This is a genomic window from Streptomyces lonarensis (assembly GCF_012033735.1).
In the GTDB taxonomy this organism is placed as follows: Bacteria; Actinomycetota; Actinomycetes; order Streptomycetales; family Streptomycetaceae; genus Streptomyces; species Streptomyces lonarensis.
On the sequence record NZ_JAAVJD010000164.1, the window covers coordinates 1,277 to 11,912 of the forward strand.

At 73.7% G+C, this 10,636-nt stretch carries 12 protein-coding genes; 7 read left to right on the forward strand and 5 right to left on the reverse strand.

Annotation, left to right across the window (positions count from 1 at the left end; genetic code table 11):
- The first annotated feature begins 78 nt into the window (after positions 1-78).
- Positions 79-924: an endo alpha-1,4 polygalactosaminidase gene (locus HCN56_RS18290; RefSeq protein ID WP_167972510.1), complete on the forward strand. Its 846-nt coding sequence runs from the start codon at positions 79-81 to the stop codon at positions 922-924.
- Between the two features lie 142 nt (positions 925-1,066).
- A complete protein-coding gene (locus HCN56_RS18295; RefSeq protein WP_209312893.1) occupies positions 1,067-1,837 on the forward strand; it encodes a DUF5710 domain-containing protein in 771 nt (256 codons plus the stop codon).
- Positions 1,838-2,083: 246 nt separating this feature from the next.
- Here HCN56_RS18295 and HCN56_RS18300 read toward each other — a convergent pair whose 3' ends face one another.
- Positions 2,084-2,677: a dienelactone hydrolase family protein gene (locus tag HCN56_RS18300; protein WP_167972512.1), complete on the reverse strand. Its 594-nt coding sequence runs from the start codon at positions 2,675-2,677 to the stop codon at positions 2,084-2,086.
- A 126-nt stretch (positions 2,678-2,803) separates the two neighbouring features.
- On the opposite strand from HCN56_RS18300, the gene HCN56_RS18305 reads away from it, so the two are divergent.
- On the forward strand, positions 2,804-3,934 hold the full coding sequence (locus tag HCN56_RS18305; RefSeq protein ID WP_167972514.1) for a mechanosensitive ion channel family protein: 1,131 nt from the start codon (positions 2,804-2,806) through the stop codon (positions 3,932-3,934).
- A 99-nt stretch (positions 3,935-4,033) separates the two neighbouring features.
- On the opposite strand, the gene HCN56_RS18310 is transcribed toward HCN56_RS18305, so the two are convergent.
- On the reverse strand, positions 4,034-4,525 hold the full coding sequence (locus tag HCN56_RS18310; RefSeq protein ID WP_167972516.1) for an FBP domain-containing protein: 492 nt from the start codon (positions 4,523-4,525) through the stop codon (positions 4,034-4,036).
- A gap of 141 nt (positions 4,526-4,666) precedes the next feature.
- On the opposite strand from HCN56_RS18310, the gene HCN56_RS18315 reads away from it, so the two are divergent.
- Positions 4,667-5,236 (forward strand): TetR/AcrR family transcriptional regulator, encoded by a 570-nt coding sequence (locus tag HCN56_RS18315; protein WP_167972518.1) that lies wholly within the window; start codon positions 4,667-4,669, stop codon positions 5,234-5,236.
- Here the strand turns inward: HCN56_RS18315 and HCN56_RS18320 are convergent.
- Positions 5,119-5,643: a hypothetical protein gene (locus HCN56_RS18320; RefSeq protein WP_167972520.1), complete on the reverse strand. Its 525-nt coding sequence runs from the start codon at positions 5,641-5,643 to the stop codon at positions 5,119-5,121. The genes HCN56_RS18315 and HCN56_RS18320 overlap by 118 nt on opposite strands.
- Before the next feature lie 333 nt (positions 5,644-5,976).
- On the opposite strand from HCN56_RS18320, the gene HCN56_RS18325 reads away from it, so the two are divergent.
- The 3 genes from HCN56_RS18325 to HCN56_RS18335 all read left to right on the forward strand — a co-directional run bounded on the left by HCN56_RS18325 (position 5,977) and on the right by HCN56_RS18335 (position 8,395).
- On the forward strand, positions 5,977-6,795 hold the full coding sequence (locus HCN56_RS18325) for a helix-turn-helix domain-containing protein (protein WP_167972529.1): 819 nt from the start codon (positions 5,977-5,979) through the stop codon (positions 6,793-6,795).
- Positions 6,785-7,009 (forward strand): DUF397 domain-containing protein, encoded by a 225-nt coding sequence (locus HCN56_RS18330; protein WP_167972522.1) that lies wholly within the window; start codon positions 6,785-6,787, stop codon positions 7,007-7,009. Before HCN56_RS18325 ends, HCN56_RS18330 begins: the two co-directional genes overlap by 11 nt.
- 132 nt (positions 7,010-7,141) lie before the next feature.
- Positions 7,142-8,395 carry a DUF418 domain-containing protein gene (locus HCN56_RS18335; RefSeq protein WP_167972524.1) on the forward strand — a complete coding sequence of 418 codons (1,254 nt, stop codon included), beginning with the start codon at positions 7,142-7,144 and terminating at the stop codon, positions 8,393-8,395.
- A gap of 75 nt (positions 8,396-8,470) precedes the next feature.
- On the opposite strand, the gene HCN56_RS18340 is transcribed toward HCN56_RS18335, so the two are convergent.
- Together HCN56_RS18340 and HCN56_RS18345 are read right to left on the reverse strand one after the other, a co-directional pair.
- Positions 8,471-9,145, reverse strand: a complete 675-nt coding sequence (locus tag HCN56_RS18340; protein WP_312871293.1) for a response regulator — start codon at positions 9,143-9,145, stop codon at positions 8,471-8,473.
- Positions 9,142-10,560: a sensor histidine kinase gene (locus HCN56_RS18345; protein WP_167972526.1), complete on the reverse strand. Its 1,419-nt coding sequence runs from the start codon at positions 10,558-10,560 to the stop codon at positions 9,142-9,144. Before HCN56_RS18345 ends, HCN56_RS18340 begins: the two co-directional genes overlap by 4 nt.
- Positions 10,561-10,636: the final 76 nt, after the last annotated feature.

Below are 10,636 nucleotides of genomic sequence, written 5' to 3' on the forward strand. Positions count from 1 at the left end.
CCCCCCGCGGCGTGCGTGGGGGGCCGGTTGTCCGGCCCCCCACGTGCACCACCCCCCACACCCATACTCGGAGGAACAGTGTCAGAGCACCGCAAGAGCCGCCGCACCCCCGCCCTCGCCGTGACCGCGGCGATAGCCGTCACGGCGGCGGGTGCCGGCCTCGCCCTGTTGCCCCGCGGTGAGGCGAGCGCGGCCGAGCCGCAGCTCCCGCCGCGCGCGACGGGCTGGGACTACCAGATCGGCGGGGCCTACGAGCCGGACGCCGACGTCGAGGTCGTCGTGCGCGACCACACCGCGGCGCCCGCCGACGACCTGTACAGCATCTGCTACGTCAACGCCTTCCAGTCGCAGCCGAACGCGGAGGACGACTGGGACGACGACCTGCTGCTGCGGGACGCTGCCGGCGAGGTCGTCTACGACGGCGCCTGGGGCGAGGCGGTCCTCGACATCCGCACCGACGAGAAGCGCGAGCGGATCGCGGACGTGGTCGGCGCGTGGATGGCGGACTGCGCGGAGAAGGGCTTCCAGGCCGTCGAGCCGGACAACTACGACACCTTCTACCGCTTCGACGAGTACATCTCCGAGGACGACGCGGTGGCCATGGCCGCCGAGCTGACCGGTCGCGGCCACGAGCTGGGCCTGGCCGTGGCGCAGAAGAACGCGGTGGAGCTGGTCGACCGGCGCGACGAGGCCGGGTTCGACTTCGTCGTCGCGGAGAACTGCGGCCAGTGGAACGAGTGCGAGGGGTACGCCTCCGCCTACGACGACCGGGTGCTGGTGGTGGAGTACACCGACGGCGGCTTCGACACCACCTGCTCGGGGTGGGGCGACCGGCTGTCGGTGGTCAAGCGCGACCTGATGGTGCTGCCCGTGGGCCGGGACGGCTACGTGCGGGAGAACTGCCCCGCCACCGCCGGGGACTGACCCGCGCGGCGCGCAGTCCGCCCGGAGCCCCGGCCCCGGGCGGACTGCCCCGGCCGCCCCCGCCGTCCACCGCGGGTCCCGGTTGTCGGCCGGGGGCCCTAAGGTGGCCCCTCAGCCGACGGTGTCGACACGAGGGGGATGCATGGCGGCGGAGCGGTTATGGCTCGATGTGCCGTTCGCGGAGAAGGACATGGCGAAGGCGGCGGGCGCCCGGTGGGACCCGGCGGTGCGGCGGTGGTACGCACCGCGGCCGGGGATGGAGGAGCTGCTCCGCTGGGCCGCGGGGGCGGAGGTGCCGGAGCTGCTGCCGGGTGAGGACCGCTCGCTCGGCAACGGCCTCTTCGTGGATCTGGTGCCCAGCAGCTGCTGGTTCACCAACGTGCGCTCCTGCGTCGCGGAGCGGGACTGGGAACGGCTGCGCCGCATGATCCACGCGCGGGCGGGACAGCGCTGCGAGGCGTGCGGGGCGGGGCCGGATCGCGCGGCCCGGCGCTGGTTGGAGGCCCACGAGCGCTGGCACTACGACGAGGCGCGTCGGGTGCAGACGCTGCGGCGGCTGATCTGCCTCTGCACCGACTGCCACACGGTGACGCATTTCGGCCTGGCCCAGGTCAAGGGCCGGGCCGCGCAGGCACGTGCGCACCTGATGCGGGTGACGGGCATGAGCGAGGCCGGGGCGGACCGGCACATCGCCGCGGCCTTCGACACCTGGCAGGCCCGCTCCCGGCTGACGTGGACGCTGGATCTGAGCATGCTGACCGACGCGGGGATCGCCCTGGCCCCGCCGCCCGAGGCCGCCGACCGTGTCACGGCGGCGCGGGAGGGGCTGAAGCGGGACGCGCTGGAGCGGGAGGGGCTGGAGCGGGAGGGGCGGGCCCGGATACCGCGTCAGCGGCGCCGCTCCCCCGGCTAGTCCCGGTCCGGGGGTGCGCGGCGGGGCCGGGTCCGTCCCCGGAGCGGCCACCCGCGGGGCGCGTGGCGGTCGCCGCGCGCCCCGGGGGTGCGGTGGGGAGGTGCGGCCGGGCGCCCGCCACCGCGGCTCACTCCGACGCTTCGGCTCCCCGTGCCACCGGCGCCGCCTGCGCGGGCGGTCCGGGCGCAGGGGCCGAGCGCGGGTGGCCGGGCGCGGACTCCCGACGGAAGGGGGCGCCGGGGCCGCTCAGTCCAGCTCGTCGAGGAACGCGAGCGCCAGCCGCCAGGTGCGCTCGGTCGCCTCGGCGTCGTGGTCGGGCAGCTCGGGGTCGGTGAAGAGGTGCCCGGCGCCCTGGTAGCGGTAGACCTCGACGTCGGCGCCGCTGCGCCGCATGTTCAGGTACCAGGCGGACAGCCAGTCGTGCGGTTCGAACGGGTCCGGGTCGGCGACGTGCAGCTGTACCGGGAGGTCGTCGACCGCGGCGTCCTCGGCGATGTCGGCGGTGCCGTGGAGCAGCAGCAGCCCGCGGGCACGGGTGTCGTTCATCGCGACGGTCTGCGCGAGGGCGGCACCGAGGGAGAAGCCGGCATAGACGGGGCCGGGCCCGTCGGCGGCGGCGCCCTCGGTGAGCCGAGCGGAGGCGGCGGCCACGCGGCGCAGCAGCTCCTCGTGGCCGATTCCGTCGGCGACCTCGCGTCCCTCCTCCGTCGTCTGTGAGATACGTCCCTCGAACAGGTCGGGGGCCTCCACCCGGTGGCCGGCCGCGCGGAGCCGCTCGGCCGCCTCGGTGACGGCCGGGCGCAGGCCGAGGACGGAGTGGACGAGGACGATGTCAGCCATGACGGGGAGGTCTCCGGGGATCTCGGTTCCGGTCGGTCGGCCCATCCTGCCAGTTAGCCTTGCGGCTGACGCGCGCCAGGCACGCCACAGGACCGAGGCCGGTCCGGACGGAGGTAGGTAGACACCATGGAGGACGTGATGCGACCGGTACTGGTGCTCGGGGGCACCATCGCCGCGACACTCGTCATCGGCTGGCTCATCGACCGGGCGCTGCACGCGGCGACCACCCGGAGACCCCAGAACCGGCTGCCGGAGCTGCTGCGGCGCTGCCAGCTGCCGCTCCAGGTGCTGATGGGCTCCGGCGCGCTGCAACTGACCTATGAGTTCGCGGAGATTCGCGCGCCGCAGGGCCGGGTCATCCTCAGCGTCCTCGCGACGGTGACCATCGCCTCGGCGGCGTGGCTCGCGATACGCGTCGCGGGTGCGATCGCGGAAAACGTCCTCGCCGACTACGCCGCCCGCACCGACGACGTCGCCCGGGTACGGCAGTTCCGCACCCAGCTGACGATGCTCCGCCGGATCGTGACAACGGTGCTGGCGATGGTCGCGGCGGCCGTGGCGATCATGCTGGTCTTCCCCGCGCTGCGGGCGCTGGGGACGTCACTGCTGGCCTCGGCCGGTGTGATCGGCATCATCGCCGGTGTGGCGGCCCAGTCCATGCTGGGGAACCTCTTCGCCGGGCTCCAGATCGCCTTCGGGGACTCCGTCAAGATCGGCGACACGGTGGTGGTCGAGGGCGAGTGGGGCACGGTGGAGGAGATCTCGCTGGCGTTCCTCACCATCCGGATCTGGGACGACCGCCGGTTGACCATGCCGGTGTCGTACTTCAACAACCAGCCGTACGAGAACTGGTCCAAGGGCGGGCACGAGATAACCGGCACGGTCTTCATGCACCTGGACCACTCGGCGCCCATCGCCGAGATGCGGTCCCACCTGCACGAGTTCCTACTGGGCCGCGCGGACTGGGACGGCCGGACCTGGGGGCTGCTGATCACCGACACCACCCCGACCACGATCGAGGTCCGGGCGTCGATGTCGGCGCAGAACTCCGACGACGTGTGGACGCTGCGCTGCTCGGTCCGCGAGGAGATGATCACCTGGCTCCGGGAGCACCACCCGTACGCGCTGCCGCGGGTGCCGACCGCGCCGGCCGCGCTGCCGCCCTCGGCGACGCCCGGCCCGGCCGCGGGCCCGACCGCCGGCGGGCAGGCGGGTACGACCGCCGGCGGGCAGGCGGGTACGACCGCGAGCGTCTAGCCGCCGGACACCGATGGCGTCCACCCGTCGCAGGACGGGTGGACGCCATCGGCCGTCCCGGACTCCCGCGCCGCACGGCGGCCCCTCAGCGGTGGACCCTCAGCGGTGGACCCGGGCGAGGAACGACTCCAGGTTGGTGACGGCCCGCGCGATCCGCTCCTCGACCGTGATCACCTCGGGCAGCCGGGCGCTCGGCCCGGCGTCCTTGAGTCCGCGGATGTACAGCGAGCAGTTCAGGTCGGCGCAGAGGTAGGTGCCGACCGAGTTCCCGTCCTGTCCCGCGCGGCCGGCGCGCGGCGCCACCATGAGGGAGACGCCCGCACTGGGCGCGGTGAGGCAGACGGAGCACATGCTGCGTCGGACCTGCCAGGCGGCGGGCGGTGCGCTGCGCAGCACGATCGCCCGGGCCCGGTCCTCGTAGCGGGTGACGAGGTAGGCGCGGTCCGGTGCGCCGGCGTCGCGCCAGCCGAGGAAGTCCAGGTCGTCCCAGGGGCGGTCGTCCAGGTCGCGGGGGACGGGGATGCGCTTGGCCGCGCCCTTGGAGCAGTTGACGAACGCGCTCCGGATCTCGCGGTCGGTCATGGGTCTCATGACGCCCACGGTAGGTTTCCTACAGGGCTTAGGCAAATGCTTATACTCGTCAGGCAAGCATCGGCCCCGCAGCCACCGCACCCGACACCGTGCCGGACACTCGAACCCCACCCCACCCCACCCCACTCCAGGGAGCCCCCGATGGCACGCGCCGGACTCACCCCCGAACGACTGGTCGCCGCCGCCGCGGAGCTGGCGGACGAGGCGGGCCTCGCTCAGGTGACCGCCTCCGCCGTGGCCCGCCGGTTCGACGTCAAGGCGGCCAGCCTCTACTCGCACATCGGTGGCACCGACGACCTGCGGACCGGGGTGGCGCTCCTCGCGCTGCGCGAGATGGCGGACCGCGTCGCGGAGGCGCTCGCCGGCCGCTCCGGCCGCGACGCCCTCGCCGCCTTCGCGGGCGCCTACCGCGACTACGCCCGCGCGCATCCCGGCCGGTACGAGGCCGCTCGGCTGCCGCTCGACCACGAGACCGCCATGGCGAGCGCGGGCGTCCGGCACTCCCAACTGGCGCGCGCCGTCCTGCGCGGCTACGACATCGCCGAACCCGACCAGACCCACGCGGTGCGCCTGCTCGGCAGCGTCTTCCACGGCTACATCAGCCTGGAGGCCGCGACCGGGTTCTCCCACACCCCGGTGGACTCGGACACCAGCTGGCAGTGGACGCTCGACCGCCTCGACGCACTGCTCCGCTCCGGCAGCGCCGGCTGACCGGCCGCCGACGGCACGACGACCGGCCGGCAGGAGAGGGAGTACAGCACCTCCACCGCGCCCTGCCCGGCGACCACGTCCGGGCCACGGCTGTTGACGCTGACGGGCCGGCCACCCCGCAGGGCCCGCGCCTGCACCCGCTGGTACCCGGCATCCGCCGCCCACTCCCGGAACACCGCCGCCGGGTCGTACCCCTCCCCCGCGGACTCCAGGACCGCGAGCGGGAACGGCCCACCGCCGGGAACGGGGTGGAGGGCGTCGGCCAGCCGTCCGGCCCGGTCGACCATCCACAGCAGCGCATCCTCCGGACCCGCCGCCCAGTGCCCGCCGAGATACCACTCCCCGTGGGCATCCGGGCTGCGCACCACCAGCTCACCCCAGAACCCACGCAGCTCGCCGCAGCTCACTCCGCACCCCCGCAACCGATCGCACACCGGCACCGACAGCCGGCGCATCGGCGCCCACCGGCCGAGCCACCGAGGCGCAGCGCGCGGAGGTGCGCGTCGATCACCGTGTTCAACGCACCCACCGCCGAACGCAGTTGCTCCCCCGAGAGCCCAACCGGCGTGTCACCACTGCCACGCCCGTCTCCCGGCGGATTCTCCGCCGCCCCACTCGTCTCCACCACACCCAACTCCCTGCCGCTGCGTACAGATCCACTCACAGAGTGCGTTCGCAAGCACTAGGCTTGCCAGGGGGAAATGGCTGACAGGCGCGTTTTCATCGTGGGGAGCCAGGGAATGCCGGAACGCGGGTATCGCACGCCCCGACAGAAGTACGGGGACGAACTACGCCGTCGGCGGACCGCCGCCGGCATGACGCAGGAGGCGTTGAGCAGCATCGTGGTCTGCTCTCCCACACTCATCAGCCACTTCGAGGCGGGACGACGCCTCCCCAACCCCGACGACGCCGCACGTATCGACCAGGCACTGGCGACGGACGGCTGGTTCGCCCGCTGGCTCAAGGACCTGGAACGCCGCTTCGCCGACCACTTCACGGAGGCGGCGGAGCTGGAGCAACTGGCCTCCGTGATCCGACACTTCGGATCAATGCTTGTTCCGGGGATTCTGCAGACCCCGGAGTACGCCAGAGAGATCTTCCGCACCGGTTGGCCCAACCCTGCGGGCGAGTCAATTGACGAGCAAGTGGTCAATCGAATGAACAGAGCTGCGCGGCTAACGGACCCCAGCTCGCCGGTAATCTGGACCCTCCTGGACGAGTCTGTCATCCGTCGCCCCGTAGGCGGGCCCACGGTCATGGCGAAGCAGCTGGAAAAGATCGCCGACCTGGCAGAATCGGGACGTCTCCGGCTGCACATCCTCCCGTTCTCTACTGGTTCGCACGCACTGATGGAGGGGATGCTTTCGCTTATGGAGTTCCCCGACGGGGCGCCCGTGGCCTACACCGAGAACGTACTCACCGGACGACTCATCGACGATCCGGCGCAGGTAGCACGCTGCCAAGCCATGTACGACTTGGCATTGAGTGATGCACTTCCACACCAAGAATCTGTAGCCCTCCTCAGGGCGGTCGCGAAGGACTACACCGATGAAGCATGAGCAGTCTGCACGTGCCGGCGCCGGCACCCCGCTGTGGATCAAGTCCAGCCACAGTGGGGCCAGCAACGGCGACTGCGTGGAGTTCGCGCGCAATCTGCCGGGGTTGATTCCGGTCCGCGACTCCAAGAACCCGACCGGGTCCACTCTCGCCCTCTCCCCCGAGAGCTGGCGGGGCTTTGTCTCCGCTCTCGCCGCGGGGCACTTCCGCGTCTGAGCCCGTGCGGCGGGCCGCCGGTCACGGTGGCGGCCCGCCGGTCACGGGCACCCGCCTGCATCCTTCGTCGTACACGACGATCATCCATGAACACGATGTGGGCCATGGTCCGGTCGCCGCACGCTGTGGGGCATGACCAGCACCGAGTCAACCGGCGGGCCTCCGGCGCCCACCGCTGTCCCGAACCCCGTCGCCACCCCTCGCCCTGCGGGCGCTGCGGGAGAGGAAGCGGGGAGCGGCCGGCTGCCGCTTCTCGACCTGCTGCGGGGTGTGGCGGTCCTCGGCACCCTCATGACCAACGTGTGGATCTTCACGGCTCCGGGTGCGGAGTGGTCGGTGCTCGGCGGCCCGCTCGTCACGCCCGACCTGTCCTCGGTGTCCGACGCGGCGGAGAGCGCCTTCCGGCTGCTCGCTGACGGGAAGTTCCTCGCCCTGCTCACCGTCCTCTTCGGCGTCGGGCTGGCCATCCAGTTCGACTCGGCCGCCCGCCGGGGCCGGCCCTGGCCGGGACGGTACCGGTGGCGGGCCGCGTTCCTCTTCGCCGAGGGCGCGCTGCACTTCCTGCTGGTCTTCGCGTGGGACGTGCTCATGGGGTACGCGGTGACCGCGCTCCTGGTGGCGTGGCTCCTGACCCGCAGCGAACGGGCGCAGCGGCGCTGGCTGTGGTGGGCGGCGGGCGGGCATCTCACGCTGATGGCCGTGTGCTCCGCCCTGCTCCTCGCGGCGGGCCCCGCTCCGGAGGGGGAGCAACAGGTAGCGCCGTCCGTCGTGGCGCTCTACGCGGAGGGCGGCTACGGCGAGCAGGTGGCGTTCCGGTTGGAGAACGCCCTCGCGCTGCGACTGGAGCCGGTGCTGACGTTCGGGCTGCTGGTCGCCCTGTTCCTGCTGGGCGTGCGGTTGTACCGTGCCGGGGCGTTCGGCCCGGACGCGACCGGGCGCCGCCTGCGGGGCCGGATGCTCCGGTGGGGGCTGGGGGTCGGTCTCCCGCTGACGGTGTTGTTCGCCTTCGCCGGGGAGGGCGGGTTCCTCCTCAACCGCTACGTCGCGGCCCCGCTCGTCGCGCTGGGGTACATCGGTCTCGTCGGGGCGCTCGCGGACCGCATCCGCTGCCCGGGGCGGGTCGCCACCGCCGCCAGCGCGGCCGTCGCGTCGGTCGGCCGGACGGCGCTCACCTGCTACGTGCTCCAGAACGTGCTGTGCGTCCTGCTCGCCTACGGCATCGGCGCCGGCCTCGCCGCCCGGCTGGGGCCGGACGCCGGGCCGTGGTGGGTGATGGGGCTGTGGGCGGCGGTCAGCGCCATCCTGCTCACCGCCGCCAGTCTCTGGACCCGCCGCTTCCGCCACGGCCCCCTGGAAGCCCTCCAACGCGCCGCCCTGCGGCGGTGACCGGCGCTGCGCCGCCCTGCGCCGGTCACCGGTAGCGCCCGGCCGCGCCCGCCGGTCACCGCCGCAGGGCCGGTGTCAGGGGCGGGCGATGCCGGTGCGGTAGGCCCAGACGACGGTCTGGACCCGGTCGCGGGCGCCGATCTTGGTCATGGCGCGGCCGAGGTGGGACTTGACGGTGGTGGTCTCGATGAACAGCTCCCGTCCGATCTCGGCGTTGGACATGCCGCGTGCCAGCAGGCGGACGATCTCCGTCTCCCGGCCGGTCAGCAGCGCGGTGGGGTCGTCCTCCGGCTGCGGTGGCGGGGTGCGGCGGGCGAACTCCGTGATGACGCGGCGGGTCACCGTCTGGTCGACCAGGCCGTGGCCGGCCGCGACGCGGCGCACGGCGTCGATCAGGTCGTCCGGGTCGGTGTCCTTCAGCACGAACCCGGCGGCCCCCGCCTCCAGCGCGCCGAAGACGTAGTCGTCCAGGTCGAAGGTGGTGACGATGAGGACGTGCGGCGGGTCGTCGGCGAGGCGGGCGAGGATCTCGCGGGTCGCCGTCAGGCCGTCGCCGCCGGGCATCCGGACGTCCATGCAGACCACGTCCGGCCGTAGCCGCTCCGCCAGCTCCACCGCGCTGCGGCCGTCGGCGCAGTCACCGACCACCTCGATGTCCTCGGCCGTGCCGAGGATGACCCGGAAACCGGCTCGCACCATGGACTGGTCGTCCACCAGCAGCACCCTGATCACGCCGTGCCCCTCCGTCACCGCTCTCCTCGCGTTCCCTGCGTCGCGCCGCGGCCGGTCTCCCCCGTCAGCGGGATCTCCAGCCGCACCCGCCAGCCGCCCGGCCCTTCCGGTGCGGCGTCCAGCCGTCCGCCCACCAACTGCGCGCGTTCGCGCATCCCCAGCAGGCCGTGGCCCCGGGAGGCGCCCCCGACGGCCCCCGCGGAGCCGCCCGGCGGCGGGTCGTTCGCCACCTCCAGGACCACGCGGGACGAGCCGTGGCGCAGGACGATGCGCACCGGCGCACCCGACGCGTGGTCCCGGGCGTTGGTGAGCGCTTCCTGCGCGACACGGTAGACGGTGATGTCGGCGACCGGCGGCAGCGCCCGGGGCTCGCCCTCGTGGGTCAGCTCGACGTCGGCGCCCAGGCGGCGTTCGGCGGCCACCAGCCGGTCCAGCGCGGCGATCCCGGGAACGGGCGCGCCGTCGAAGGTGCCGTCCGCCCCGGGGCCGTCGGGGCCGGGCTCGCGCAACGCGCGGACCACCATGCGGAGGCTGTCGAGCGTCTCCCGCCCCTGGGTACGGACCCAGGAGGTCGCCGCCCGCGCCGCGTCGTCGTCGCGGCCGATGAGCCGCTCGGCGGCTCCGGCCTGCACGACCATCCCGGAGAGGTGGTGGGCCGCGATGTCGTGGAGTTCCCGCGCCATGCTGGTGCGTTCGGCACGTACCGCGTTCTCGGCCCGCTCGCGCTGCGCGCGGACCGCCTCGTCGGCGCGGAGCCGCACCAGCTCGACGTAATCGCGGCGGGTCGCCACGTACACCCCGACCAGTGCCGGGACCGCGTAGCAGCCCACCGCGGAGAGCAGCCCCGTGAGAATCACCAGGTGGACGGCGGGGTCCGCTTCCGCAAGGACCTGTGCCGCGTCCGACCCGGGCAGCGGCTGCGGGTCGAAGAGCGTCCCCGCGACGGCGCCGCTCATCAGGGCGGTGGCCAGGCTCACCACCACCAGCAGCCGCACCAGCGCCCGCGTCGACAGCAGCAGGCCGCAGGTGTAGCCGGCGACGAAGGTCGCCAGCCCCTGGAAGGCCACGGTGGCGGGGAGGAAGGCGTAGACGGCGAGCTGCGCGGCGGCGACGGCGAGGAGCGCCCCGGTGGGGTGGCGGCGGCGCAGGCACAGCGGCAGCGGTTGCAGGAAGACGACGGCGGTCAGCGCCGCGGCGCTGCCGGTCGGCAGCCGGACCCCGTCGACGACTCCCATGATCGCGAGGGACGCCCAGAGCAGGCCGGCCGCCGCGAGCGCCAGCACGGCCGCGAGGGCGGCGTCGCGGGCGAGGGGCGTGCGGAGACCGATCCGATCAAGTCCGCGGTCCAGCGCGGCGGGCGGCCGCGCCAGGCGGGTGGCGGAGGCGCGGAGCGCGGCGTCGCTGCCGCCGCCGCTCGAGGCTCTGTCGGTCATGGGGCTGTCGGCTCCTGTCGGTGGTGGTCGCGGCGGGTGCCGCAACGGACAGTACCGGCGGGCCGCGGGTCCGCGG

Coding starts and splice junctions, on each gene's coding strand:
- HCN56_RS18295 (WP_209312893.1), top strand. CDS start 1,067: ATGGCGGCGGAGCGGTTATGGCTCGATGTGCCGTTCGCGGAGAAGGAC.
- HCN56_RS18300 (WP_167972512.1), bottom strand. CDS start 2,677: ATGGCTGACATCGTCCTCGTCCACTCCGTCCTCGGCCTGCGCCCGGCC.
- HCN56_RS18305 (WP_167972514.1), top strand. CDS start 2,804: ATGGAGGACGTGATGCGACCGGTACTGGTGCTCGGGGGCACCATCGCC.
- HCN56_RS18310 (WP_167972516.1), bottom strand. CDS start 4,525: ATGAGACCCATGACCGACCGCGAGATCCGGAGCGCGTTCGTCAACTGC.
- HCN56_RS18315 (WP_167972518.1), top strand. CDS start 4,667: ATGGCACGCGCCGGACTCACCCCCGAACGACTGGTCGCCGCCGCCGCG.
- HCN56_RS18325 (WP_167972529.1), top strand. CDS start 5,977: ATGCCGGAACGCGGGTATCGCACGCCCCGACAGAAGTACGGGGACGAA.
- HCN56_RS18330 (WP_167972522.1), top strand. CDS start 6,785: ATGAAGCATGAGCAGTCTGCACGTGCCGGCGCCGGCACCCCGCTGTGG.
- HCN56_RS18335 (WP_167972524.1), top strand. CDS start 7,142: ATGACCAGCACCGAGTCAACCGGCGGGCCTCCGGCGCCCACCGCTGTC.
- HCN56_RS18345 (WP_167972526.1), bottom strand. CDS start 10,560: ATGACCGACAGAGCCTCGAGCGGCGGCGGCAGCGACGCCGCGCTCCGC.